Raw genomic sequence first — 24,938 nt, 5'->3', positions numbered from 1 at the left:
ACGATGTCGGAGGAAGACACATGGCTGTTCGTGTTGCCATCAACGGGTTCGGGCGCATCGGCCGTCTGGTGCTGCGCGCCATTTACGAAAGCGGCCGCAAGGACGTCGAAGTGGTCGCCATCAATGACCTGGCCGACGCCAAGACCAACGCCCACCTGCTGAAGTACGACAGCGTGCACGGCCGCTTCCCCGGCACGGTCGAGGTGGTGGACGGCAACCTGGTGGTCAACGGCCACACGGTGAAGGTGGTGCAGGAACGCGACCCGGCCAAGCTGCCGTGGGGCGACCTGGGCATCGACGTGGCGATGGAATGCTCCGGCATCTTCACCGCCCGCGACGCCGCCGCCAAGCACCTGACCGCCGGCGCCAAGAAGGTGCTGATCTCCGCCCCCGGCACGGATGAGGACATCACCGTCGTCTATGGCGTGAACCACGACAAGCTGACGCCTGAGCACAAGATCGTCTCCAACGCCAGCTGCACCACCAACTGCCTGGCCCCGGTGGCCTTCGTGCTGAACAATGCCATCGGCATCGAGCACGGCTTCATGACCACCATCCACAGCTACACCGGCGACCAGAACACGGTGGACACGATGCACAAGGACCTGCATCGCGCCCGCGCCGCCGCGCTGAACATCATCCCGACCTCCACCGGCGCCGCCAAGGCCGTGGGCAAGGTGCTGCCGGAACTGAAGGGCAAGCTGGACGGCACCTCGCTGCGCGTCCCCACCCCCAACGTCTCGGTCGTGGACTTCAAGTTCGTGGCCAAGAAGGCCACCACGGTCGAGGAAGTCTCGGCCGCCATCAAGGCCGCCGCCGAGGGCCCGCTGAAGGGCATCCTGGGCGCCTATGCCGAGCCGCTGGTGTCCACCGACTTCAACCACGACCCGCACTCGTCCATCTTCGCGCTGAACGAGACCAAGGTCATCGACGGCACCTTCGTGCGCATCATGACCTGGTACGATAACGAGTGGGGCTTCTCCAACCGCATGAGCGACACCGCCGTCGCCATGCACAAGGTTGGCTGATCCCTGCGGGATTGGGTTTGAGTTAAAGTGAAGAGGCGCCCCGGTTCCGGCCGGGGCGCCTTTTTTAGTTCTCGCTGGTTACTGGCTGAGCTCCCGCAGAGCCCAGGCTCTCCAGGCGGGTTAGCCATCCCCCAAATCGCGGACATGAGATCCGGATTCGATCCAGGCCAATGGCCTCCGTGATTCTGTAGCCGTGATTGACCTTATCGTAACCGGGGTGGAGCCGCTTCAGCCTCCGTGACGGGCAAGTATCATACCCGTCATTCAGATCTTCCGGGGTATGGCAACTCCGAAGTTCCACCCGCATCTTCGCCGGAAGCTGCGGATTGCGCAGGACCTCCCCCGTCTCGTCAGGGCCGGCAAAAATCAACGCCTCGAACTCATACACCTGAATGTATGGAATGAAGCGATGATTACCGGAAACTTGGGCATGCAGTTCGCTTTCCAATTGGTGAGGCTTTTCCCATTGCTGACGCTTTTGAAAGCCATACCAATCGTAGAGGGTAGTGACTGCCATATACCCGTCATCTTTCAGCAGTCGTCGTATATCATCTGTAGCACGAGCGACCGACACGCTGCCATTCAGGGGGATGGGTTTCGCGTACAGTCCGAAGGCCGCCAAATGGGGCGAAAGGACCTTGCTGACAAACTCCCGCTCCGTTGGTCCTTCCACCGAAACCGCAACGGGCCTCACGGCGTCCCCCCGATCAAGTTCTTCTGCCAGATGTCGCCCATACCGTAATCATCGAGCCAAGCCGCGACCTCTGATTCAGTAAGCCGCCTGAACACCGACGCATTGTCCTCCCGATCCACCACAATCAGGTCTTCGTAACTGAACTGGTTGGCCAGGGTGATGGATTGCGTAGCCGCGATGATCTGGGTCCGGCTGGCGGCGCTGCGCATCAAGCCCGCGAGCAACTGAATGGCGTAGGGATGCAGCCCCAGTTCAGGTTCATCCAACAAGATGGTGGTTGGCAAAACCGGTTGAAGCAACAAAGTGGCCAAGCAGATGAACCGCAAAGTTCCATCGGACAGATCAGATGCGTCAAAGAAGGCATCGGTGCCCCGATGTTTCCATTGCAATGAGATTTCAGATGGATCGAGTGGGCTTGGCTCTAGAATAAAATCATGGAAGAACGGCGCCACACGCTGCACAGTCGCCACGAGTTCATCATAGGCGTCGGGATGCGTTTGGCGGATTCGACGCAAATAGGCTGCCAAGTTCACCGCATCCGCGCGAAGCTCCCGCGCGTCCGTTATCCGCCCGCTCTTCTTTACGTGGGCGGTATCGCTTGTATCGTGGAAATGATAAATGTGCCAACCTCGGAAATGTTGGGCAACCCGATCTGCTATAGATGGTCTTCCTGCTGAATATCGGGGCAGGCCGGTTTCCTCTGCCCCAGCTTTTGCGAGGGGGAATCTTTTTATACCGCCTTGGTATTCTATTTCACCTGGATAGAAACGCGCGTATTCCTCTTTGAATACCAATCCATTGGTCGCCGTCGGCACTAGGGTGCAGTGATAGGAATTAGGCACAAATTTCAGGTCGATACGAATCTCGTCGGTGACTTTCGCGCCAAAGTGCAGGAATTTGTCTGCTTTCCCTCGCTGCCCCACGAACAGTTGGAGATCGTGCTCCACAATATTGTTCATGAGCCGAAAAATACCGATGAAATTCGACTTTCCTGCGCCGTTGGAGCCCACGAGCAGATTCATGGAAGGTTGCAGGTCAAAATCCACCTTTTTGATGGATTTGAATCCCGCGACCTTGATGTTCTGTAGCTTACCGATATCCGCCATCACCACCTGCTCGCATCAAAACAAGCCCGCCCTGGTGATATCACCGAAGCCATCGTCACCGAAACTAATGTCATCACGATTGAAGCTGTCCCGTCCCATCCGCATCCTGTCGCTGGATCACGCCCGTGCCGCGCTGACGGCAGCGGCGGGCACGCCCGTGCATCTGCTGAGCGCGCCGGACGCCGCCGGCGCCCTGGGGGCCGGCGGTTGGCGGGCGCTGCTGGATCTTATCGCCGCCGAGTTTCCCGGCGCGCCGATGACGGCCGTGCTGGACTGCGGCGATGCGGCGGGCCATGCCGTGGCGGCCCTGGCCGCGGGCATCCCCGACATCGCCTTTTCCGGCGAGGACGCCGCCGCGGCCCGGCTGGCCGACATCGCGCATTCCCTCGGGGCGCGGCTGCACCCGCCGCAGACGCGGGAGGTGTTGGACCTGCGCGGCCATCGCGAACCGGTGTCCACCTGCCGCGACTGGTTGGCGCACCCGTGAGCTTTGACGCTTCAGGTACGGCGTGGCCCCCTACAATTCCCAATATCCAGTGGTATTAACCTCTCCTCAAACTTCCTCCCTTAAGTACGGGGCGGGTGATGGAAGGATCGGCCCGGAACCTGTCCAATCACGGGCCGTCCCCATCCTCCCTCAATCGCCCTATTCAGACGGCCGAACCGTGTGCGACCCTAGCCTCAGGTCCGGCGATTCCAGGCTTGCGGGAGTCCCTGTGCGGCGATTACGACGAATCCTGACCCTGCTGGCGATGGCGCCCCTGTTCGCCGGCGGCGCGCAGGCGGAGGTCAGCGGCTGGGACCGGCTGCGCGCCACCGTCTTCACCAACGTCGGCCGGGAGGCGGGGCTGCCCCATCCCATCGCCATGGCCCTGGCGCAGGACAGCGACGGCTTCATCTGGGTGGGTACCCAGGGCGGCCTGTCCCGCTATGACGGCTACCGCTTCCGCACCTTTTTCCACCGCGACGACGTGGACGGCAGCCTGCCCGGCAATGTCGTCACCGCCCTGGTTCCCGCCGCCGCCGGCCGGCTGTGGGTTTCCACCGCCACCGGAGATGTGGCGCGCTACGATCCGACGACCGGCAAGTTCCAGATCTTTCCCGAACCGCAAGGCCAAGCCGCCCGGGGCGGCGTGCTGAGCATGATCAGTGATGGCGGCGACGGGGTATGGGTGGGCACCAACGCCGGCCTGGAGCATATCAATTCCGCAGGCGCCGTGACGCGGGAGCCGCACCGGGAGGGCGATGCCACCTCCGCCCCGGCGGACCGCATCCGGTCCCTGCTGCGCACCCGGGATGGCAGCCTATGGGTCAGCACGGTGACCGGCCTACTGCGCCGCGCGCCTGGCGCCCAAGGGTTCGCCCCCGTCGCCGTGCTGGACGCGCAGGGCCACCCGGTGGTGGATGAAGTGATGGCCATGACCCAGGACAGCGCCGGCCGCGTGTGGTTCGCCACCGTGCGCTCCGGCCTGGGACGGGTGCTGCCCACCGAATCCGAAACCGCTGGCGCCAGCGGCTGGGGTGTCGCCCATCTGGTGCCGGAGGCCAGCCCCCAGGCCCTGGGCGGTCCCCTGGTGTTCTGCCTGACCGAGGGCCGACCGGGCGAAATCTGGGTGGGGCGGCTGGCCGGGGGCATCACCATCATCGACGCCGCCACGGGCGCGCTGCGCACGGTGCGCCATAATCCGCTGACCCCGTCCAGCATCGCGGACGATAGCGTCCGCGCCCTGCTGCGTGACCGCAAGGGCCTGTTGTGGGCGGCCACCAACCTGGGGGTCAGCCGCACCGACCTGCACGCCGACGCCATCGACACCCTGCTGCCCGATCCGGGCATCGGCGGGGCCGCCGGCAAGGGCCTCCCGGACGACAACGTCCTGGGAATCGCCACCACCCCGGACGGGCGCGCCTGGATGGGGTTCAAGGACCATGGCGCGGCCCTGCTGGATTCCGCGGCCGGCACGATCACCCCCCTGCCCAATGTCGCCTCCTTGCCCCCCGGCGGTGTGCTCAGCATCACCGGGGCGCCGGACGGCAACGTTTGGCTGGGCGCCGGTGCCGGTCGCACCCTGTTCCGCCATGATCCGCGAAACGGCGCGCTGGAGCAGCGGGCCTTCCCCGGCGCCGCGGTCGGCCCGGTCATCTATGGCCTGGCGGAGGGCGACACGCTGTGGTTCGCCGCCGGGCCGCTGGTGCGCTACACCCCCGCCACCGGGGAGACGACGGTGTACCGGCATAGCGCCGAGCCGACCTCCCTCGTCGATGACAGCGTCAACGTCATGCTGGGCGATGAGGCCGGCGGACTGTGGGTGGGCACCCGTCACGGCCTGGACCGCCTGGACCTCGCCACCGGCGCCTTCAACCATTACACCCACGACCCGGCCGACCGCCAATCCCTGCCGGCGGACTTGGTCACCACCCTGCTGCGCGACGGCGAGGGCCGGCTGTGGGCCGGTACACTGGGTGGGGGAATCGGCGTCCTGGAACAAGCCGCCAGCCCCGCCCACCCCCATGGCGTGTTCCGGCGGCTGAGCGTGGCCGACGGCCTGCCCAATGACAACATTGGCACCCTGCTGCTGGACAGGGGCGGCCGGGTTTGGGCCAGCACGGCCGACGGCCTGGCGATCATCGATCCGCGGACCTGGGCCACCCGGCCCCTGGGGCGTGCCGACGGCGTCGCCCTCCCCGCCTATTGGATCCATTCCGGCGCGGTCCTGCCCGACGGCAGCCTGATCTTCGGCGGCGGCGGCGGCGCGACGGTGGTGCATCCCGACCGGTTCAAGCCCAGGACCGCCCCGCCGCCACTGGTCGTCACCGCCGTCCGCGTCGCCGGCCAAGCGGTGCCCACCGGCGACGCGACGGCGCCCCTGCCCATCCGGCTGGGACACCGCGACCGCAGCCTGGAGGTGGCCTTCGCCGCGCTGAACTACGCGGCGCCGGAGGAAATGCGCTACGCCTACAAGCTGACCGACTTCGACAAGGACTGGACGGAGACCGACGCGACGCAGCGGGTCGCCTCCTACACCAACCTGCCGCCCGGCCGGTACAGCCTGCTGATCAAGGCCGGAACCAGCGCGGGCGACTGGTCCACGCCGCTGAAGCTGTCCATCAAGGTTCAGCCGGCCTGGTGGCAGACGCTGTGGGCCAAGCTGGCCGCCGCCGCGCTGGCGCTGGGTGGGGTGGTGGCCCTGGTGCAGGTTCGCACCACCTATCTGCGCCGCCGCCGCGCCATGCTGGAGGAACAGGTCGCCCGCCAGACCCGTGACCTGCTGTCCGCCAATGAGCGGCTGAAGGATTTGGCCAACCGGGATCCGCTGACCGGAATCCATAACCGCCGCCATTTCATGGAATTGGCCGAGGCGGCGCTGGCCCGGGCGCGTCCCACGCCCAAGCCGACCGCCTTGCTGATGATGGACATCGACCATTTCAAGCAGGTGAACGACACCCTGGGCCACAGCGCGGGCGACGAGGTGCTGCTGGCGGTGGTCGGCCGCATCCGCGCCCTGCTGCGCAAGACCGACGTCTTCGCCCGCCTGGGCGGCGAGGAATTGGCCCTGCTGCTGCCCGATGCGGACGAGTCCATGGCCCTGGCGGTGGCGGACCGCGTGCGGCGGGCGGTGGGGGAACGCCCTATGGCGTGGACGACGAGACGTCCATCGCCGTGACCATCAGCATCGGCGTCGCCGCGGCCCTGCCCCCGGTGACGCTGAAGCAATTGCTGGACCGGGCCGACCATGGCCTGTACGCCGCCAAGCGCGCGGGCCGCGACCGGGTGGCGGCCTTTGCCGGGACCCGGGGCGGAAATGGCAAGGGCGAAGAACGCGACGCCCGGCCCCAGGAAGATCACTAGTCCACCGTCGCGATTGGCGGAAATCTGCCATGATCTCGCCCCGAGGCTGGGGCAGATTGCCAAGCACCCGGTGCTGGGATATCAACCCGGCATCACGCGTACAATAAACACAAACATTCAAAACAAACTCGGGGATACCGTAACCATGAAGCTGACCCGCCGCGTTAAGGAAATCCTTTCCTGGTACGAGAGCGACAATCCCGGCACCAAGGCCAATCTGGCCCGCATCCTGATGGAAGGCCGCCTGGGCGGCACCGGCAAAATGGTCATCCTGCCCGTCGACCAGGGCTTTGAGCATGGCCCCGCGCGCAGCTTCGCGCCCAACCCGCCGGCTTACGACCCGCACTACCATTTCCAGCTGGCCATCGACGCCGGCCTGAACGCCTACGCCGCCCCCCTGGGCATGCTGGAGCAGGGCGCCGCCACCTTCGCGGGCGCCATCCCCACCATCCTTAAGATGAACAGCTCCAACAGCTTGTCGCGCGGCGGTGATGCGCCGGACCAGGCGGTGACCGCCACCGTGGCCGACGCCCTGCGCCTGGGCTGCTCCGCCATCGGCTTCACCATCTACCCCGGCTCCGACGCCATGTTCGACCAGTTCGAGGAGTTCCGCGAACTGTCGGCCGAGGCCAAGGCCTGCGGCCTGGCCACCGTGCTGTGGTCCTACCCGCGCGGCGGCGACCTGGACAAGGACGCAGAGCTGGCGATCGACATCAGCACCTATGCCGCCCACATGGCCGCCTTGCTGGGCGCCCACATCATCAAGGTGAAGCTGGCCACCGACCATCTGGGCAACAAGGAGTCCAAGAAGGTCTACGAGGCCAAGAACATCGCCCGGTCCACCCAGGCCGAGCGCGTGGCCGACGTGATGCGTTCCGCCTTCAACGGCAAGCGCCTGGTGGTCTTCTCGGGCGGCGCCGCCAAGGGCGAGGACGCGGTGTTCGACGACGCCCGCGCCATCCGTGACGGCGGCGGCAACGGTTCCATCATCGGCCGCAACAGCTTCCAGCGCAGCCGAGAGGACGCGCTGGCCCTGCTGGACCGGATCGTTCGCATCTACCAGGGCAAGGAATAAGTTTTTGAAGGCTGATTGCCGTCTTTACCTGGTGACGCCGCCGGCCCTGGAGCCGGCGGCGTTCGCCATTCAATTGGCCACGGCCCTGGACGCGGGCGATGTCGCCTGCGTCCAGCTGCGGCTGAAGGATGTGGACGACGACACGGTGCGTCGCGCCATCGACGCGCTGCGCCCGGTGGCGCAAGAGCGTGAGGTGGCCTTCATCCTCAACGACCATCCGCGCCTGGCCAAGGAAACGGGCTGCGACGGTGTCCATGTCGGCCAGACCGACATGCCCTACCGCGAGGCGCGCAAGATCATGGGCGGCGAGGCCATCGTCGGGGTGACCTGCCACGACAGTCGCCACCTGGCCATGGTGGCGGGCGAGGACGGGGCGGACTACGTCGCCTTCGGCGCCTTCTTCCCCACCGGCACCAAGGAAACGGAGCATCGGGCCATGCCCGAGCTGCTGACCTGGTGGCAGGAGATGATGGAAATCCCCTGCGTCGCCATCGGCGGCATCACGCCGGAGAACTGCGGCGACGTGGTGCGCGCCGGCGCCGACTTCCTGGCGGTGGTCTCCTCCGTCTGGCAGCATCCGGAAGGGCCAGGTGCAGCGGTGCGGGCCTTCAACAAGGCCATCGCCGAGGCGTGACGCATCCCCGGCGCCTACAGCGCCGGGATCACGTCCGTCTTGGAAAAATCATCACCGACGAAGAGAAGCGGCAGGTTGCGCTCCCACGCCAAGGCATAGGCGTAGCAGTCGCCCATGTTCAGCCCTGCCGGGTGCACGCCTTTCCCCCAGCGATCATAGGCATCGGCGACGCGGCGCGCTTCGTTCGCGCTGATAGGAACCATAATCATCGCCTGACGACCGGCCAAAAGTTCCAAAAGATCCCCGAGCCCTTTACGCCGCGCGACGATCAATGCCTCAGCCAAAGTTCCTGCGCTGATGAACATTTGATCCGCCCGCTCCAGGCAGGCCTCGCATTCATCAGCCCGAGGACCATCCCGGACGATTTCGATCAACGCTGAACTATCCACCACGATGGATATCATCCGGGCAAGCCATCCTCGTCATAGAGGAAATCCTGACTCCGGGCGGCATCGAACGCTTCTCCGGTCGAACGGCGCCGGGCCTCTTTCAATATCTCGCGTAAGAAGGCGTTACGCCGCTCTTTTGCTACCTGCCACTCCGCTTCTGACAAGCACGCGGTGGTATCGGCTTCCGCTCGGGTGACGTAGTCGGTAATCGCGTCCGCAGCCAAAGCCGACTGCCCCCGCTGGGTCACGGTCGCAAGGCGGCTCAAGCTCGCCGTCACATCGGAAGGAAGCTCGATCACCAGTGTCGCGTTACGTGCCATGCCTGACTCCCGCCACCGTCGTTGCCTATGGAGCAACCTCACTATACGGCATAGCGTTCCCCGAGTCGAATCGCCTCACGGCAGCACCACCGGCGCCCACAGCACGTCATCGATGGCGGCGGCGTTGGTGGCCAGCATGACCAGGCGGTCGAAGCCCAGCGCGATGCCGGCGCAGTCCGGCAGGCCGAAGTCCAGGGCCGCCAGGAAATCGGCGTCGATAGGATAGCGCTCGCCATACAGCGCCTGCTTCAAATCCATATCGGCCTCGAAACGAGCCTTCTGAACGGCCGCATCCGTCAGCTCACCGAAGGCGTTGGCCAGTTCCACGCCGCAGGCGTACAGCTCGAACCGTTCGGCGACGCGGCCGTCCTCCGGCTTGGGCCGCGACAGGGCGGCCATGGAGACGGGGTAGTCGGTCAGGAAGGTCGGCCGGCCCATGCCCAGGTGCGGCTCGATGCGATCCAGGCTGATGCGGAAGAACAGATCCTCCCAGGTGTCGCCGGCATGGGCGTGGATGCCAACGGCCTCGGCCGCCTGGGCCAGCAGGGCCACGTCCGGCCGGGCGGGATCGGGCGCCGTCGCCAGCAGGTCGATGCCGACATGGCGCTGGAACGCCTCCTGCACCGTCAGCACCTCCCACTCCGCCAGCGGATCGCAGGTGAGGTCGCCCCGGCGCAGGATGTCGACGCCGGCGGCGGCGCACAGCGTCCGGGTCAGGCCGATGCAATCGTCCATCAGGTCGCGGTAGCCCGCCCCCACCCGGTACCATTCCAGCATGGTGAATTCCGGGCTGTGGGTGGGGGAACGCTCGCCGTTTCTGTAGACGTGGGCCAGTTGGAAAATGCGCGGCAGGCCGGCCACCAGCAGCTTCTTCATGGTGAATTCCGGGCTGGTGTGCAGGCGCAGGGTCAGCCGGTCGTCGGGGTGGCTGCCCACCAGGTCGGTGGCGAAGGCCATCAGGTGCGGCTCCAGCCCCGGGGACACCTGCAGGGCCGGCGTCTCCACCTCCTCAAAGTCCCCCTCCTCGAACCAGCGGCGCAGGGCGCGGGTCATGGCGCCGCGCACCTTGAGGTTGGCGGCGCGCCGGGCCATGCGGTCGGGGTGCCACCACGGTTGGGCGGGGGTCTTCATGGCTGGTGGTCCTTCCACGACAAGCGATATGCTGGGCGGCATACCGTTCCCACCTGCCGCTGTCGAGTCCCGTGGCCAAATCCACCCCTGTCAAAAAATCCAAGACCCCGCCCGCGGTGACGCCCGCGCCCAAGCCGGAGCCCAAGGCGACGGGTGCTGCCCCCAACGTCACCCTGCGCTGGGACGGCGCCCGCATCAGCGAATGGAACGCCCTGCTGAAACGGGTGCCGCGCAGCAGCCTGACGCAATGCTTCGGCTATGCCGCCGCCATGATGACGGTGGAGGGCTGGAAACCGCGCCTGGGCATCTTCGAACGGGAGGGACAGCCCGTCGGGCTGGTGCTGGTGCTGGAAAAGCGCCTGGCCCGCGCCGTCCACGTGGCCAAGGTGCATCGCGGCCCCTTGCTGGTGCCGGAGGCGCAGGACTGGAGCACCGTGGGCGTGGTCTACCGCCTGCTGCGCCAGGCCTATCCCACCGGCCTGCTGCGCTGGCCCAGCGTGATCGCCGAGGTGCCGGCCGGCCCCTTGGCCACCACGGCGCTGACCTGGGCCGGCTGGCGCCATCAACCAGGACCCGGCTACCGCACCATCTGGCTGGACCTGACGCCGGATGAGGCCGCCTTGCGCGCCAAGCTGGACCCAAAGTGGCGCAACAAGCTGCGCCAGGGCGAAAAGTCCGGCCTGGTGGTGGAGGTGGACCGTGACGGCGCCACCCTGCCCTGGCTGTTGGAAAAGCACGAGGCCGACCGTAAGGAGCGGAAGTACCGCGCCGCCAGCACCAAGCTGCTGACCCGCCTGCGCACCGCCATGCACAAGGATGGCGACGTGATGGTCCTGCGCGCCCTGCTGGAGGGGGAGCCGGTGGCGGGCATGCTGATCTTCGGCCATGGCGTGGCCGCGACCTACCAGGTGGGGTGGAGCGGCCCGGAAGGCCGCCGCACCCGCGCCCACCATTTGCTGCTATGGCGGGCCTGCCTGGAGTTGAAGGCCCAGGGCCGCGTCGCCTTCGACCTGGGTGGCCTGACCCCGGACGTGGAGGGCATCAACACCTTCAAGCGCGGCCTGGGCGGGGAAGAAGTGGAACTGGCCGGCGTGTGGAATTAGCGCTGGTCCAGCTTCAGCTCGATGCGGCGGTTGCGGGCGCGAACATCCGGGCTGTCGCCCGGTTCCAGCGGCTGGAACTCACCGAAGCCGGTGGAGGCCAGGCGCTCCGGCGCCACGCCCTGCTGGATCAGGAACTTCACCACCGCGGTGGCGCGGGCCGACGACAGCTCCCAGTTGCTGGCGAAAGCCGGGGTATGGATGGGCACGGCATCCGTATGGCCGTCCACCCGTAGGATCCAGTTCAGGTCCTTGGGGAACTTCTTGGAGATGTCCAACAGGGTCTTGGCCAGGCTGGCCAACTGCTTGCGGCCCCGGTCGCCCAGCTCCGCACTGCCGCTGTCGAACAGCACCTCGGACTGGAAGACGAAGCGGTCGCCGACGATGCGGATGTCCGGCCGGTCGCCCAGCACCTCGCGCAGCTTGCCGAAGAACTCGGAGCGATAGCGGGCCAGTTCCGCCACCTTGCCGGCCAGGGCGGCATTCAGGCGCTTGCCCAAATCCACGATCTGGACCTGCTGTTCCTTGTCCTTCTGCTCCGACGCCGCCAGCGCGGCGTTCAACTGGGCCAATTGCTGGCGCAGCGCCGCCAACTGCTGGTTCAGCAGGTCGACCTGGGCCTTGGCCTGGGCGCTGACATTCTTCTCGTTATCCAGCTCCGCCTGCTTGGCGCCGGCGGCATCGGTCAGGGCCTGCACCTGGGCCGCCAGGTCGTCCTTGGCCTTGCCCGCCGCGTCCAGATCCGCCTGCAACTGGGTGTTCTTGGCGAGCGACGCCTGCAACTGCTCCGTCAGCGCCGCCATGTCGGCGGTCAGCTTGGCCTTGTCCGCCTGCTCCATGGCCAGTTGGTCGGCCAGCAGGGCGATGCGGCTGTTCAGCTGGGCCAGCGCCTCATCCTTGCCGTGCAGCAGGGAGGTGAGCGCGAACTGCGACAGCACGAACACCATCAGCAGGAAGACGATGACCATGACCAGGGAGGACAGCGCGTCCACCCAGCCCGGCCAGATGTCGAGGTGGCGGCGTGAGGCCCGCCGGCCGATGCCCGCCATGGCTTAGCGCTCCGCCCCTTCGCCCAGCGCCGCGATGGTGCGGGTCAGGATCTTGATCTCGGTGCGGATTTCCTGGGTGGACTGGACGCGGCCGGTGGCCACCTCCTCCACCAGGCGGGCGAGGTAGAGGTCCAGGTTGCGCAGGTGGGCGCGGCTGGCATCGTCCAGGCCACCACCGCCCAGGGCGCCGCCACCGCCGGCCAGTTGGTCGGTCAGGCGCTGCAGAACGGGCCGCATCTCCATCTGGCCTTCCGCCAGCCGCACCATCAGTTGCTGTTCCGCCTTCATCTGGTCCGACAGGGTGGCCAGCCGCTCCGTCAACGCCACCAGGTGGCTGTTGGCGTTGCGCCGGTTATCCTCCCCCTGCGCCATGGTGTATTGCAGCTTCTCGATGTTCTCGGCCGTCGTCTCCAGCAGGGCCTGGATGTAGGCCGGCACCGGCTGGTCACCCGCCTCCACCAGGCCGCCACCGCCGATGCGGGTGGACCCGGCCAGCCAATCCTCCAGATCCATGTAAAAGCGGTTCTGCGCCTGCCCGGCCTGCAGCTCCAGGAAGCCCAGCACCAGGGAGCCGGCCAAACCGAACAGGCTGGCGCTGAAGGCCGTGCCCATGCCGGCCAGCGGGGCGGCCAGGCCCTGCTGCAGTTCGGAGAAGATGGCGACCGCGTCGCCGTTGCCCATCTTGAGACCGGAGATGACGCCGCCGATGGTGGAGACGGTCTGCAACAGCCCCCAGAAAGTCCCCAGCAGACCCAGGAAGATCATGAGGCCGATCAGGTAACGGCTGATCTCCCGGCTTTCATCCAAGCGGGCGCTGACGCCATCCAGCAGGGACCGGGTGGCGATGGCCGACAGGTTGAGACGGCTGCCCGCCATGCCCGCCGTGCCGCCCCGGCCGCGATCCCCCAGCATGTGGGCCATGGGCGCCAGCAGGCGCGGCTGGGTGGAGGTGGCGCCGCCGCTGCGGAAGGTCTCCAGCCATTCCACCTCCGGCCGCAGCATCAGAGCCTGGCGGAAGATGTAGAGGATGCCGATGGCCAGCGCCCCCAGGATCAAGCCATTCAGGGCGGGGTTGGCCATGAAGAACCGCTCCACCTGCGGGTAGAGCACCCCCATCACCGCGGCGATGGCCGCCAGGAACACACACATGCGGAACAGGTAGGGGGTCGGGCGCGACATTGTTTTCCTTTATCGCTGCGGCGGGTTGATCCCGGTCGGCTGCCACCGTCCCGGCCCGCGGGGACTGGCTCAGTGGATGAAGGTCAGCTCCACCCGGTCGAAGGCTTCCGCCGGCAGGTCCGATCCCTTGTTGGCGCCCCGCACGGCGTTCTTGTCGTCCTCATTGCCGTTGACGGACCCCATGGCGTACACTACCAGCCGCTCCTTGGGCACGCCCAAGGCCATCAGGCGATCGCGCACGGCGTTGGCGCGCATGAGGGACAGGCGCCGGGCGGCGGCCTCCCGGTCCAGGGCCGGCAGCGGGGCGTATCCCCGTATCTCCAGGCGTCGGTTGGGATCTTGGCCCAGGCGCCCCGCGACGGCGGTCAAGGCCGCCTCCTGCTTCTTGTCCAGGGTGGTTCCCCCAGCGGCGAAGGGCACCACCAGATGGTCGGCCGGGGTAGCGGGCGTGCCCTTGTCCACATGGGTGACGCCCCGCGGCCGAATTTCCGTGGTGACGGGCGGCTGGGCCCCGTCGGGTTCCGGCGTGCGGCCGGGAATGGGCGTCGCCTCCGGCTTGGTCAGCGGCTTCGGCATGTCGGGCACCGGCACCACCTTGGGCGTGGGCGCGGGCTTGGCCCGTTCGATGGTGGGCGTGCCCAGCTCACCGGAACTGGGCGGGGTGGTCGCCTTGCCCGATTGGCTGTCGGTGGATTGGCCGGGGACGGCCGGTGCCGGCGCGGGCTTGGGCGCCTTATGCTGGGTGGCCTTCGACTTCGGGGCGGACTGCGCCGCCGGCACCTGCGGGCTGGGGCCCTTTGCGGCGTCGCCCCTTGCGGCGTCGGACGTCCCGTTCTGAGGCGCCCCGGATGGGGAAGCATTGGATGGGGACGCACTGGCCGGGGGGAGTCCGTCGGCGCGGTCTGGGCATAGGCCGGAATCGCCAGCAACGCGGCGGCCACGACAGCGAAAACGGGCACAGGGGGCATGGTGGGGCGACGCATACGGGTAACGGCTTTCGGCAGGCTGACTAGACCTTGGAAATGTGGCCAATCCATGGTCCGCGCAACCCTTTTATCACCGCTTTGGCTCACCGGCCCTGTTTCATGACGCCGCCTGCCGCATCTCGTGCTTGACGCCACCCGATGATTTAGAATAATTCTAAATCTCTGATTAACACCGGCGGCCCATTCGGCGCCGCCTCACCAGACCACCGGTCAGGAGCCCACCCCCATGCTGCCCCAGCCGCAGACCGCCGCCGCCCCCTCGGCCCACGCTTTCACGTTCCAGCGCCTGGGCGGCAAGGGCGCCATTCCCCTGGCCGCCTTCGCCGGGCAACCGGTTCTGGTGGTGAACACCGCCAGCAACTGCCGCTTCACCAACCAGTATGAGGATTTGCAGGCCCTGCATGCCACGTACGGCCCGCGCGGCCTGGTGGTCCTGGGGGTGCCGTCCAACGACTTCGGCAAGCAGGAACCCGGCTCCGCCTCGGAAATCGGCGCCTTCTGCCAGCGCAACTATGGTGTCGAGTTCACCATGGCGGACAAGGAAGTGGTGGTGGGCGCCACCGCCCATCCGTTCTTCGGCTGGCTGGTGGATGTCGCCGGGGAGGACGCCGCCCCGCGCTGGAACTTCCACAAGTACCTGCTGGGCAAGGACGGCCGCCTGGTCCGTTACTGGTCGTCCGTCTTCCGCCCCTCCAACGAGGCGATCATCAAGGCGGTGGAAACGGCCCTGGCCTGATCGCCCCGTGGGGGCGCGACTGAACCGCCCCCGGCACCATGGGTGCCAGGGGCGGCTTAGTCAGAAGCGGTAGCCAACCGCCGCGAAGGCGCGGGCGCTGGTGGCGGCGTAGGTCACCGGGCTGTCGGCGGCATCACCCAGCAGACGTTTCACCGTGACGTCGCCGGTCACGAACCAATGGTCGGTCACGCGATACCGGGCCAGGGCGCCGGCGCTGACATCCTTGAAGCCGGCCCCGGCACTGTAGGCGGCGAAGCGGCTGGCGGCGGCCTGGGCCGGGGTGACGCCAAAATAGGCCTGCATATAACTGTCGCTGGCCCAGCTCACGCCGACATGCGGCGTCAGGGTCAGGCGCTCGGCCAGCTTGAGCGGCAGACCGACGCCCCCCGTCACCACCACGCCATCATTATGGTCCCCGGTGTACTTCACGGCGGACAGGTCAAGGCTGAGCCGCCCCAGCTGATAGGCGCCGAAGACCTTGAAGCCCAGGGACTTGTCCACGTCGCCCATGCCCTTGAGCCGGTCGTCGCCGTTGTTGAACAGCCCGTTGCCCTTGCTGTCGTTGCGGCCGGGGTCGAAGGTCAGGCCGGCGCCGACGCGGAAATCGCCATGATGCCAATAGGCGCTGAGCCCCTCCGGTCCCATGGTCAGCATGTCGTTATAGCGGACGCTGAACAGCGGCATGGGGCTGGCCTGGTAATGGTCGCTGCCCTCATACGTCGGGCGTACCGCCACGCCGGCACCCAGGCTGACGTCCCAAATCGGGGCTGGCCCGACCGGTGTTGGCGAGACCGGGGCCGGCTGGGCGATTCCATCCTCGGCCATCGCCGTCCCGGCGAGCAGGGAGACGGTTATCATAAGGGTGGATGCGGGAAGGAGAATCTTGCGGGGAAACATGGGCGCTTGGCCTCTCACAGGGAAAACGGCGTCCGGTGGCGGCCCCCAACTGCGCCGACCGCCAAGACGCGGGGATCGTGCCTTGCCAATCTTGGCGGCTGATGTCGTGTTTGCTGCGGCGGCGGCACAATGTGTCCGCCCTGAAACAATCGGCCGGGACAACGGACACAGGCGCGGGGAATGGGCGTGCTAGCATGCGGCCATGAACCTGACGCTGCCCCCCTCCCCCACCCTGCTGATCGTCGATGACGATGAGGACATCCTGTCCCTGTTGACCCTGTTCTTCCAAAAGCACGGCTACAACGTGCGCGTGGCGGAGGATGGCGGGGGCATGCACGCGGCCCTGGCGGCGGAGCCCGTGGATTTGGTCATCCTGGACGTCATGTTGCGCGGGGAGGATGGGTTCAGCCTATGCCGCTCCCTGCGCACGGCGTCCCGCGTGCCGGTCATCATGCTGACCGCTATGGCCGACCATACCGACCGCGTCGTCGGGCTGGAAATCGGGGCCGATGATTACCTGACCAAGCCCTTTGACGCGCGCGAACTGCTGGCCCGGGTCAAGGCCGTCCTGCGGCGCACCCGCGAGGGGGGCGGCCCGGCGGCCGAGACCCGCCCCTGCCTGGGCTTCGCCGGGTGGCGGCTGGACGTGGCGCGGCGTGAGCTGCGGTCAGAGGACGGCACCCTGGTGCTGCTGTCCGGCGGCGAGTTCGACCTGCTGCTGGCCTTCGTGGAGCATCCGCAGCGCGTGCTGACCCGTGACCAGTTGCTGGACCTGGCGCGGGGGCTGAGCCACGGGGCCTATGACCGCAGCATCGACGTGCAGGTCAGCCGCCTGCGCCACAAGCTGGAGGACGATCCCAAGACCCCCGCCCTGATCCGCACCGTCCGCAACGGCGGCTATATCTTCACGCCCCAGGTCCGGCGGCAATGATGTCGCTTTGGCCGCAGGACACCATCGCCCGCCGCTTCGCCCTGACCATCATGGCGGCGGTGACGGTGGCCGCGACCTTGAGCGCCCTGGCCGTCAGTTTGGCCGGAAGCTGGCTGTCGTCGCCCGCCAACGAGGCCGGCCTGTTCCAGGCGGTCACCAGCATCAGCCACGCCATAGACGTCGCCCCGCCGGAGATGCGGCCGGCCCTGGCCCGCGCCGCTTCGACCAAGCTGTATGAGGTCGACTGGTACGACGCCGCCAGCCCCCTGGCCGTGGCGCTGGACCGGGAGTCAGGACCGGAGGACATCCATCCCCTGCCCAGCCCCTGGCTGGAGGCGCTGGGCCGGCGGGCCCTGGTGTTCACCGCGACGGCGGCGGACGCGAGCCGCATGGGCTTGCGGGCCGACATGGAAACGCACCCGCGCCCACGCTTCCTGGGCGTGCCGCTGAAGGATGGCAGCTGGCTGGTCTACATGGCGCGGGACTGGTCCCGGGATCTGGTGCGTCTGTCCCGCATCGCCATCATCCTGGTGCTGCTGTTGCTGTCGGCCGCGGCGGTTTCGCTGATCGCGGCGCGGCAACTGTCCCGCCCCATCGAACGCATCGCCGCCGCCGCGCGGCAGTTCGGCACCGATCCCAAGGCGCCCCCCATCAGCGAGTCGGGTCCCCGCGAACTACGCGGCGTCATCCGGGCCTTCAACGATATGCAGGGGCAAATCCAGAAGTTCGTGGGATACCGCACCGCCATGCTGGCGGCCATTTCGCACGACCTGCGCACCCCGCTGACCCGCATGCGGCTGCGTGGCGAATTCGTGGAGGACCCCGTGCAGCAGGCGCGGCTGTTCCGCGACGTGGACGAGATGCAGGCCATGGTGGACGGCGCCCTGGCATTTTTCCGCGATGACGCGGATGAGGAAGCCGTGACAGCCTTCGACCTCGCGGGGCTACTGATCACCATCGCCGACGAATTCGCCGACCAGGGAATCACCATCCCCTATGCGGGGCCGCCCCATGCCGTCTATCGCGGCCGGCCCTTCGCGCTGAAACGCGCGTTCACCAACCTGGTCGAAAACGCCGTCAGGCACGCCACACCGCCGACGGTGACGCTTGAAGAAGTGCCGGCGCACAACGGAACGGGCCAAGACGCGGGGGGAATGCTGGCGATCACGGTGCGGGACGACGGGCCGGGCATCCCGGACGACGCGCTGGATCAGGTGTTCAGCCCCTTCTTCCGCCTGGACCGCTCCCGCAACCGGGTCACGGGCGGCGTGGGCCTGGGGCTGACGGCGGCACTCGCCATAATCCGCGCCCATGGCGGCGACATCGTCCTGGCCAACCGGCCGGGCGGGGGGCTGGACGCCCGGGTGACACTGCCCGTCACCTGAACCCATTCCCCTGAAAATGAAACGGCCCGGACGGGAAGGTCCGGGCCGTTTCCATCAATCGGGATAAACCCTTCAGCCGGCGGCCTTCTTGCCGGCGTTGCGCAGCAGCGTGCCCAGGGGCAGGTGCAGATGGGCATTGGCGGCCAGCACGCTGGCGCCGCTGGCCGGGTTGCGACCGCCACCGATCTCGGTGGCGAAACCGCCGGCCTCGGTCACCATCAGCAGGCCCGCGGCCACGTCCCACGGCTTCAGGTTGGTCTCGAAGAAGCCATCGAACCGGCCGGCCGCGACGTAGGCCAGGTCCAGGGCGGCGGCGCCCAGACGGCGGATGCCGGCGACCTCACCCATCACCGCCTGCAACTGCGGCAGATAGGCGGCGTGGTCGCCATGGCCCTTGAACGGAATGCCGGTGGCGATCAGGGAGTCGGGCAGGTTGCGGCGCGCGGAGACGCGCAGGCGGGTGTGGTTCAGGAAGGCGCCGGCGCCCTTTTCCGCCCAGAACATCTCGTCATGCACCGGCTCGTACACCACGCCGGCGACGATCTCGCCTTCCTTCTCCAGCGCGATGGTGATGGCCCAGTGCGGCAGGCCGTGCAGGAAGTTGGTGGTGCCGTCCAGCGGATCGACGATCCAGCGATGCGACGGGTCGCTGCCGGCGACGGTGCCCGTCTCCTCCAGCAGGAAGCCGAAGCTGGGACGGGCCTTGGCCAGTTCCTCACGGATGATGTTTTCGGACTTGCGGTCGGCGGCGGACACGAAGTCGGCCGGGCCCTTGCGGGAAACCTGCAGCTGCTCCACCTCGCCGAAGTCGCGCACCAGGGCGCGGCCCGCCTTCTCGGCGGCTTTGGTCATGACGTTGAGGATAGCGGAACGGGCGGCCATGGGGTGTCCCTTTTGATCTCATCACAAGGCGGGTCCCCGGGGGACCGCCCTACCATAAAAGCCGAGAGCGAATTCCACCGGAAGGCGGAATTCGCTCTGGCAACGAACCAGCCACCCGAAGGCGGCGGCGGGAAGGAGGCTTAGTCCTTCGCGCGTTCCATATATTCGCCCTCGGCGGTGCTGACCACCACGCGGGTGCCGGCCTCGATGTGGGGCGGAACCAGGATGCGCACGCCATTTTCCAGCACGGCCGGCTTGTAGGACGAAGAGGCCGTCTGGCCCTTCACCACCGGGTCGGCCTCGGTGATCCGCAGGGTCACGGTCTGCGGCAGTTCGACGGACAGCGGCGCGCCCTCGAAGGTCTGCACCGTCACTTCCATGCCGTCGGTCAGGAAGACCTTGCCGTCGCCGACAACATCGCCGGGGATGGAGACCTGCTCGAAGGTTTCCTTGTCCATGAAGGTGTAGCTGTCGCCGTCCTCGGCGAACAGGAAGGTCATTTCATGTTCGTCCAGGCGGGCACGTTCCACGCTTTCCTGGGTCCGGAAGCGCTCGATCGTCTTGGTGCCCGTGCGCACGTCCTTCATCTCGATCTGGATGAAGGCGCCGCCCTTGCCGGGCTGCACGATCTGCGTCTTCACGACCACCCACAGCTTGCCGTTATTCTCCATAACGTGGCCGGGGCGCATGGTGTTGGCGTTAACCTTCATGGTGCTTCAACTTTAACCTGGGTGTTTGCGAGCGGCGGGGACCCTAGCAGCTTGTGGCCGGCCGGACAAGATCGGCCGAAGTTCCCCGGGCGCATGCCCCTTCGGCGTTATCCCGCGAGAAAGAGGCCGACGGGCCCGCGGTCGAGGGGCGAAAACGGGCGCACAGGGAAAAAGGCCCGGCGGGCGGATGCCGGCCGGGCCTGATCAAGTCTGGGAGGGGGAAACAGGGAAATGAGGGGATTCAAGAAGATGGAAACGAAGCCAACAAGACTCTGGGTTTAATCAGGTCAGGGCTTAATCAGGGCGCCGACCGCGGCACCGCCCGCGGCGCCGATCGCCGCACCGGCCAGGACCGGGCCGCCGACGATGGCGGTCAGGGCGGCACCACCCGCGGCGCCGATGGCGCCACCGGACAGCGCCCGCTGCTGGCGGGCGTTCAGACCGGAGCAGCCGGCCAGCAAGGAACCGGCGACGACGACGATGACAGCTTTCTTCACCATGATAGCCTCAGAGCTCTCTATGTTTTGAACTGGGGCGGAGCCGGAAGGGCCCCGCCCCGGGCCGTACTTGATGCCGGCTGGATGGATTGGGTTAGCGGATCGGGATGACCACGTTCAGGCCGGCCGGCGGATAGTAGACCGGCGGGGGCGGCGGGGGGGCGTAGTACACCGGGGGCGGGACGTACACCGGGCGGGGCGGCGGGGCGTAGTAGTACGGGGGCGGCGCCACGTAAACCCGGGGGCCGTAGTAATCGTGATAGCGGTAGTAGCCGTGGTGATGGTGCCAGTACTCATCAGCCTTGGCCTGGGTCGCGGTCAGACCGGATGCGGCGACCCCGACCACGACCAGGGCGGCAACCGCGGCAAAGCGCTTTACCTTCGCCAGACGCAGGAAATCGCTCGTCATGATCTTACCTCCAAAAGGTGGGACGCTCGCTTGTCGGCTCGTGCCGTCGTCGGCTTCCCATGACTGGTAATTTGGAGGGGGATGTTGACGATTTAAGGGCGATGTTTGCCTTAATGCGACCGCAATTAAAAACGGCCGGGAGCAGTACACGCCCGGCCGTTTCATCAACTAATTCAATGCATTGTCGGCTTGCTCAGCGGACGACCTGGCCGGCGCCGCGGCCGCGCGGATCGGACGCGGTTTCCAAATCCGTGCCGATCACGCGCACGGCCTCCACATCGCCCATGTTCCACCCCTGGTTCACCAGCGTGTAGCCCATGGCCTTCAGCTTGTCGGCCTCCGGACCTGTCAGCGGGGCGTAGGGGTCGTAGTAGATGGTGTCCTTGGGCAAGAGCTGGTGGTGCACCCGCTGGGCCGCCACCGCCGCCTGCAGGGGCATGTGGAAGTCATAGACGTTGCTCATCACCTGGAAGACGCCGGTGAAGATGCGGGAGCCGCCGGGCGTGCCCAGCACCAGGCTGACCTTGCCGTCGCGGGTCACGATGGTGGGGGTCATGGAGGACAGCATGCGCTTGCCCGGCTGGATGGCGTTGGCATCCTTGCCCACCACCCCGAAGCCGTTGGGCACGCCCGGCTTGGCGCTGAAGTCGTCCATCTCGTCATTCATCAGGAAGCCGGCGCCCTCCACCACCTCGCCATTCCCGAACTCGAAATTCAGGGTGTAGGTGTTGGAGACCGCGTTGCCCCACTTGTCGACCACGGAGAAATGCGTGGTCTCGTTGGGCTCCAGCCCCGGCTTCACGTCGGGCGTGGGCGAAATGGCGGTGGGGTTGATCTCCCCCGCCCGCTTGGCCAGGTAGTCGTCGCTGATCAGCTTTTCCACCGGCACCTTGTAGAAGTCCGGGTCGCCCAGGTACTCGGCGCGGTCGGCGAACACCCGCTTCTCGATCTCCGCCAGCAGGTGGATGTACTTGGCGGAGTTCAGCGGCACGTCCTTGAAGTCCGCGGCGCGCAGCTCCTTCATCTTCAGGAGCTGGGCCAGCGCCTCCCCGCCCGAGCTGGGCGGCGGGGCGGTGTAGACGACGTTGCCCTGCCAGGTGAACTGGATGGGTTCCCGCCATTTGGCCTTGTAGTCCGCCAGGTCCTGCGCCGTGATCAGGCCGCCGTCCTTCTTCATCTGCGCGACCAGCATCTGCGCCGTCTTGCCGGTGTAGAACTCCTGGGGCCCGTCCTTGGCGATGCGCTTCAGCGTCTCGGCCAATTCCGGCTGGATGAAGGTCTTGCCCGCCTGCATCTGGCCGAAATACCGGGCGAAGTTGGTGGCCGAGAACTGGGCCATCATGTCGGTGCGATAGGCGATGATCTTGTCGGACGGCAGGAAGCCCTTTTCCGCCAGGGTGATGGCCGGCTGGATCACGCGCGCCCATGGCAGCGTGCCGAAGCGGTGGTGCGCCTCCCACAGCCCCATGACGGTGCCGGGCACGCCGGCGGCCTTGGCGCCCACCAAGCTGAGCTTGGGAATCACGTTGCCCTGGGCGTCCAGGTACATGGTGCGGGTGGCGGCCCTGGGCGCCACCTCGCGGTAATCGACGAAGTAGGGCTTGCCATCGACGAACAGGGTCATGAACCCGCCGCCGCCGATATTGCCGGCCTCAGGATAGGTCACAGCCAAGGCGAAGGCGGTGGCCACGGCCGCGTCCACGGCGTTGCCGCCGGCCTTCAGGATCTCCGCCCCCGCCGCCGTGCCGAAGCTGTCGGCCGAGGCCACGGCACCGCCCGACAGCAGCGCGGCGGGCGCCGCGGCGCTCTCCTTGGCCTGGACCTGCGGCAGGGCGGCGACCAGTGCCAACCCGACCAGCGTCCCGCCCAGGGCATTGAGAACCCACCGGCGCGTGACGCCCGTCGCCAACTGTTCCTTAAGGCCCTGCCCCCTGCCACCTTGCCCCCTGCCACCCTGCCACGACCCCATCGGTCACCCCTCTTGTGTCCATCGTTGTCCGCTCAACCGCGGAAGGGTTCAGCATGCCCAGGTCGCCCGCGAAAGATAAGATGATTTTGCGCTGCGATAGGATGAGCGGGGCTTGATCTTTTTCTCATATATGGGAAATATTCCCATTATGGAACAGACGCCCGCCCCCGACCCTTTCGACCAACGCCTGGCCGCCCGTCTGGCCAGCTTGCGCCTGGAGCGCGGCTGGACCCTGGACACCCTGGCGGAGCGCAGCGGCATCAGCCGTGCCACCCTGTCCCGGCTGGAACGGGGGAAACCAGCCCCACCGCCGCCCTGCTGGGGCGGCTGTGCACCGCCTACGAACGGCCCATGTCCCGCCTGCTGGCGGAGGTGGAGGCCGATACGCAGCAGGTCATCCCCCGCGAGTCCCAGCCCGTCTGGACCGACCCGGAAACCGGCTTCCGCCGTCGTGGCGTCTCCCCGCCCGCCAGCGGCTACATGACGGAGATGGTGGAGGGCGCCCTGCCCGCAGGTGCCGTCATCGCCTATCAGGCGCCATCGGTGGCGGGGCTGGAGCATCATTTGTGGATGCTGGCCGGCCGGCTGGAGCTGACCTTGGACGGCACGCACCACGCCCTGTCGGCGGGGGACACGCTGCGCTATCGCCTGACGGGTGGCAGCCGTTTTCATTGCCCCGGCCCGGACGCCGCGCATTACGTCATCGCCATCACCCACCCCTGAGACGCCGCGCCTGGGAAACCCATGACCGCCCTGACCATCCGCGAAATCGCCGCCGCCGAGCTGGACACCCATACCCCCGCCCTGAGCCACATCCTGCACGCCTGCGTCCTGGGCGGGGCCAGCGTCGGCTTCATCCTGCCCTTCACCGAGGGCGAGGCCGCCGCCTTCTGGCAGGGCCTGAGGCCGGGCCTGGAGACGGGTGGGCGGCGATTGCTGGGCGCCTGGCTGGGGGACAGCCTGGTGGGCACGGTGCAGTTGCTGCTGGCCGGCCCGCCCAACGGTCGCCACCGGGCGGAGGTGGCCAAGATGCTGGTCCATCCCGACGCCCGCCAGCGCGGCATCGGCCGCGCCTTGATGACCGCCGTCGAGGCGCTGGCTCGAACGGAAGGCCGCACCCTGCTGCTGCTGGACACGGGTAGTGATGAAGGCCGGGCGCTGTACCGCTCCGTCGGGTTCCAGACCGTGGGCGACATTCCGGGCTATGCCATCCATGTCGATGGTTCGGCCCTGGCGACGACCCTGCTCTATAAACACCTAGCGCCGGGACTCGCCAAATAGTTCACCACCCCAGGTGAATACGACCTCCTTTTGCCGTATATTAGGCGGAGCACCACTTAACGGGTAGAAGAAATCGATAGTGGAGAAAAATTTTATAATGTTCGATTTTATGCTTTTAAATTTTTTATCTTGCAGGTGGGTCATAGAGAAGAATGGACCTGCCAACCTGTTCATTGAAGCGGCATATATGTTAACATTGTAATGACCGGAATCAAGAGCATCACTCTTTAGATAAAAGAAAAACTGATCATTCTTATCTCCATAAAAATAGCAGGAACCCAGATCGGGTCGGCTTCCGGCATTACCGACATAAAAATTCTCGTCGACGCCCGCCATCTCAACAAGAGATGACGGTCGAATATCCTGGAATTTTATTTCTATATCCATTAACCTTCTCCGAAATTATATTCTTCGGCTAAAGAAGAATAATGCCAGTCTAAGGTTGAAATAACCGAATTACAACCTCCAGCAGACATCCAGAACATGCGATCCCGCTCATTGATTGAACGATAGTTCAACAGAGAAATTCCGTTGATTGCGATACCCGACGGCCCCGCCTGCACCATTTCCTAATCTAGGGTCATTGGAAATGTTGCGGTGCGTGCGTTTTTACCCCCGGACACCCTGCCCCGCCTTGCCGCCCCTGCGCACTAGGGTTAAGGTCGCAGCCGGTCCCGGCACGGCGGACCCGCGCCAAAGCCGG

General features: G+C 66.7%; 27 protein-coding genes and 1 pseudogene. 13 read left to right on the top strand and 15 right to left on the bottom strand.

The window, feature by feature from the left end; translation table 11 throughout:
* Window positions 1-20 precede the first annotated feature (20 nt).
* Complete coding sequence (gap, locus tag ULB03_RS10440) at window positions 21-1,028, top strand: type I glyceraldehyde-3-phosphate dehydrogenase (RefSeq protein ID WP_322483077.1); 1,008 nt, start codon at window positions 21-23, stop codon at window positions 1,026-1,028.
* Window positions 1,029-1,092: 64 nt separating this feature from the next.
* Here the strand turns inward: gap and ULB03_RS10435 are convergent, their stop codons facing one another.
* Both ULB03_RS10435 and ULB03_RS10430 read right to left on the bottom strand, forming a co-directional pair.
* Complete coding sequence (locus ULB03_RS10435; protein ID WP_322483076.1) at window positions 1,093-1,722, bottom strand: DUF4276 family protein; 630 nt, start codon at window positions 1,720-1,722, stop codon at window positions 1,093-1,095.
* Entirely contained in the window at window positions 1,719-2,828 is a 1,110-nt protein-coding gene (locus ULB03_RS10430) for an AAA family ATPase (RefSeq protein ID WP_322483075.1), read from the bottom strand. The genes ULB03_RS10435 and ULB03_RS10430 overlap by 4 nt, the downstream gene beginning before the upstream one ends.
* Window positions 2,829-2,907: 79 nt before the next feature.
* Between ULB03_RS10430 and ULB03_RS10425 the strand changes: the two genes are divergently transcribed.
* The 5 genes from ULB03_RS10425 to thiE all read left to right on the top strand — a co-directional run bounded on the left by ULB03_RS10425 (window position 2,908) and on the right by thiE (window position 8,384).
* Window positions 2,908-3,315 (top strand): hypothetical protein, encoded by a 408-nt coding sequence (locus tag ULB03_RS10425; protein WP_322483074.1) that lies wholly within the window; start codon window positions 2,908-2,910, stop codon window positions 3,313-3,315.
* Between the two features lie 229 nt (window positions 3,316-3,544).
* Window positions 3,545-6,490: a two-component regulator propeller domain-containing protein gene (locus tag ULB03_RS10420; protein WP_322483073.1), complete on the top strand. Its 2,946-nt coding sequence runs from the start codon at window positions 3,545-3,547 to the stop codon at window positions 6,488-6,490.
* The gene (locus ULB03_RS10415; protein ID WP_322483072.1) at window positions 6,463-6,675 is read left to right on the top strand and encodes a diguanylate cyclase domain-containing protein; all 213 of its coding nucleotides are present in this window, start codon (window positions 6,463-6,465) and stop codon (window positions 6,673-6,675) included. Before ULB03_RS10420 ends, ULB03_RS10415 begins: the two co-directional genes overlap by 28 nt.
* Before the next feature lie 145 nt (window positions 6,676-6,820).
* Window positions 6,821-7,750, top strand: a complete 930-nt coding sequence (locus tag ULB03_RS10410) for a class I fructose-bisphosphate aldolase (protein WP_322483071.1) — start codon at window positions 6,821-6,823, stop codon at window positions 7,748-7,750.
* A 4-nt stretch (window positions 7,751-7,754) separates the two neighbouring features.
* Window positions 7,755-8,384, top strand: a complete 630-nt coding sequence (gene thiE, locus ULB03_RS10405) for a thiamine phosphate synthase (protein ID WP_322483070.1) — start codon at window positions 7,755-7,757, stop codon at window positions 8,382-8,384.
* A gap of 14 nt (window positions 8,385-8,398) precedes the next feature.
* On the opposite strand, the gene ULB03_RS10400 is transcribed toward thiE, so the two are convergent.
* The 3 genes from ULB03_RS10400 to epmA form a co-directional block, all read right to left on the bottom strand.
* Window positions 8,399-8,788: a type II toxin-antitoxin system VapC family toxin gene (locus ULB03_RS10400; RefSeq protein ID WP_322483069.1), complete on the bottom strand. Its 390-nt coding sequence runs from the start codon at window positions 8,786-8,788 to the stop codon at window positions 8,399-8,401.
* Window positions 8,785-9,093, bottom strand: coding sequence for a hypothetical protein (locus ULB03_RS10395; protein ID WP_322483068.1), 309 nt, complete (start codon window positions 9,091-9,093; stop codon window positions 8,785-8,787). The genes ULB03_RS10400 and ULB03_RS10395 overlap by 4 nt, the downstream gene beginning before the upstream one ends.
* Before the next feature lie 75 nt (window positions 9,094-9,168).
* Window positions 9,169-10,224 carry an EF-P lysine aminoacylase EpmA gene (epmA, locus tag ULB03_RS10390; RefSeq protein WP_322483067.1) on the bottom strand — a complete coding sequence of 352 codons (1,056 nt, stop codon included), beginning with the start codon at window positions 10,222-10,224 and terminating at the stop codon, window positions 9,169-9,171.
* Window positions 10,225-10,340: 116 nt separating this feature from the next.
* Here epmA and ULB03_RS10385 point away from each other — a divergent pair, with 116 nt between their 5' ends.
* Entirely contained in the window at window positions 10,341-11,327 is a 987-nt protein-coding gene (locus ULB03_RS10385; RefSeq protein WP_322483066.1) for a lipid II:glycine glycyltransferase FemX, read from the top strand.
* Here ULB03_RS10385 and ULB03_RS10380 read toward each other — a convergent pair.
* The 3 genes from ULB03_RS10380 to ULB03_RS10370 all read right to left on the bottom strand — a co-directional run bounded on the left by ULB03_RS10380 (window position 11,324) and on the right by ULB03_RS10370 (window position 14,332).
* A complete protein-coding gene (locus ULB03_RS10380; protein ID WP_322483065.1) occupies window positions 11,324-12,373 on the bottom strand; it encodes a peptidoglycan -binding protein in 1,050 nt (349 codons plus the stop codon). The genes ULB03_RS10385 and ULB03_RS10380 overlap by 4 nt on opposite strands.
* Before the next feature lie 3 nt (window positions 12,374-12,376).
* Window positions 12,377-13,552, bottom strand: coding sequence for a flagellar motor protein MotA (locus ULB03_RS10375; protein ID WP_322483064.1), 1,176 nt, complete (start codon window positions 13,550-13,552; stop codon window positions 12,377-12,379).
* Window positions 13,553-13,621: 69 nt separating this feature from the next.
* Window positions 13,622-14,332 carry an OmpA family protein gene (locus ULB03_RS10370; protein WP_322483063.1) on the bottom strand — a complete coding sequence of 237 codons (711 nt, stop codon included), beginning with the start codon at window positions 14,330-14,332 and terminating at the stop codon, window positions 13,622-13,624.
* A 432-nt stretch (window positions 14,333-14,764) separates the two neighbouring features.
* Between ULB03_RS10370 and ULB03_RS10365 the strand changes: the two genes are divergently transcribed.
* Complete coding sequence (locus ULB03_RS10365; protein ID WP_322483062.1) at window positions 14,765-15,274, top strand: glutathione peroxidase; 510 nt, start codon at window positions 14,765-14,767, stop codon at window positions 15,272-15,274.
* Window positions 15,275-15,334: 60 nt separating this feature from the next.
* Here ULB03_RS10365 and ULB03_RS10360 read toward each other — a convergent pair whose 3' ends face one another.
* Window positions 15,335-16,099 (bottom strand): MipA/OmpV family protein, encoded by a 765-nt coding sequence (locus ULB03_RS10360; protein ID WP_322483061.1) that lies wholly within the window; start codon window positions 16,097-16,099, stop codon window positions 15,335-15,337.
* A 274-nt stretch (window positions 16,100-16,373) separates the two neighbouring features.
* Between ULB03_RS10360 and ULB03_RS10355 the strand changes: the two genes are divergently transcribed.
* Both ULB03_RS10355 and ULB03_RS10350 read left to right on the top strand, forming a co-directional pair.
* Window positions 16,374-17,102, top strand: a complete 729-nt coding sequence (locus ULB03_RS10355) for a response regulator (RefSeq protein WP_416211112.1) — start codon at window positions 16,374-16,376, stop codon at window positions 17,100-17,102.
* Window positions 17,099-18,487, top strand: a complete 1,389-nt coding sequence (locus ULB03_RS10350; RefSeq protein ID WP_322483060.1) for an ATP-binding protein — start codon at window positions 17,099-17,101, stop codon at window positions 18,485-18,487. Before ULB03_RS10355 ends, ULB03_RS10350 begins: the two co-directional genes overlap by 4 nt.
* Before the next feature lie 72 nt (window positions 18,488-18,559).
* Here the strand turns inward: ULB03_RS10350 and ULB03_RS10345 are convergent, their stop codons facing one another.
* The 5 genes from ULB03_RS10345 to ggt form a co-directional block, all read right to left on the bottom strand.
* The gene (locus ULB03_RS10345; RefSeq protein ID WP_322483059.1) at window positions 18,560-19,369 is read right to left on the bottom strand and encodes an inositol monophosphatase family protein; all 810 of its coding nucleotides are present in this window, start codon (window positions 19,367-19,369) and stop codon (window positions 18,560-18,562) included.
* 140 nt (window positions 19,370-19,509) lie between these two features.
* On the bottom strand, window positions 19,510-20,079 hold the full coding sequence (gene efp, locus ULB03_RS10340; protein ID WP_145729568.1) for an elongation factor P: 570 nt from the start codon (window positions 20,077-20,079) through the stop codon (window positions 19,510-19,512).
* A gap of 287 nt (window positions 20,080-20,366) precedes the next feature.
* Window positions 20,367-20,579, bottom strand: coding sequence for a hypothetical protein (locus ULB03_RS10335; protein ID WP_322483058.1), 213 nt, complete (start codon window positions 20,577-20,579; stop codon window positions 20,367-20,369).
* Between the two features lie 91 nt (window positions 20,580-20,670).
* On the bottom strand, window positions 20,671-20,985 hold the full coding sequence (locus ULB03_RS10330) for a hypothetical protein (RefSeq protein WP_322483057.1): 315 nt from the start codon (window positions 20,983-20,985) through the stop codon (window positions 20,671-20,673).
* Between the two features lie 193 nt (window positions 20,986-21,178).
* On the bottom strand, window positions 21,179-22,894 hold the full coding sequence (ggt, locus tag ULB03_RS10325) for a gamma-glutamyltransferase (RefSeq protein WP_322483056.1): 1,716 nt from the start codon (window positions 22,892-22,894) through the stop codon (window positions 21,179-21,181).
* A gap of 190 nt (window positions 22,895-23,084) precedes the next feature.
* On the opposite strand from ggt, the pseudogene ULB03_RS10320 reads away from it, so the two are divergent.
* From ULB03_RS10320 to ULB03_RS10310, 3 genes and pseudogenes are all read left to right on the top strand, one after another.
* A pseudogene (locus ULB03_RS10320) lies at window positions 23,085-23,213 on the top strand (hypothetical protein); the annotation flags it as partial.
* Window positions 23,214-23,305: 92 nt separating this feature from the next.
* Complete coding sequence (locus ULB03_RS10315) at window positions 23,306-23,677, top strand: cupin domain-containing protein (protein WP_322483828.1); 372 nt, start codon at window positions 23,306-23,308, stop codon at window positions 23,675-23,677.
* Between the two features lie 21 nt (window positions 23,678-23,698).
* On the top strand, window positions 23,699-24,235 hold the full coding sequence (locus tag ULB03_RS10310) for a GNAT family N-acetyltransferase (protein WP_322483055.1): 537 nt from the start codon (window positions 23,699-23,701) through the stop codon (window positions 24,233-24,235).
* Here the strand turns inward: ULB03_RS10310 and ULB03_RS10305 are convergent.
* Window positions 24,212-24,622, bottom strand: coding sequence for a hypothetical protein (locus ULB03_RS10305; protein WP_322483054.1), 411 nt, complete (start codon window positions 24,620-24,622; stop codon window positions 24,212-24,214). The two genes, ULB03_RS10310 and ULB03_RS10305, sit on opposite strands and share 24 nt — an antisense overlap.
* Window positions 24,623-24,938 lie beyond the last annotated feature (316 nt).

Origin of the sequence: Nitrospirillum goiasense, from assembly GCF_034427435.1 — a bacterium.
Taxonomy (GTDB): Bacteria; Pseudomonadota; Alphaproteobacteria; order Azospirillales; family Azospirillaceae; genus Nitrospirillum.
This window is presented reverse-complemented; position numbering and strand designations above follow the sequence as displayed.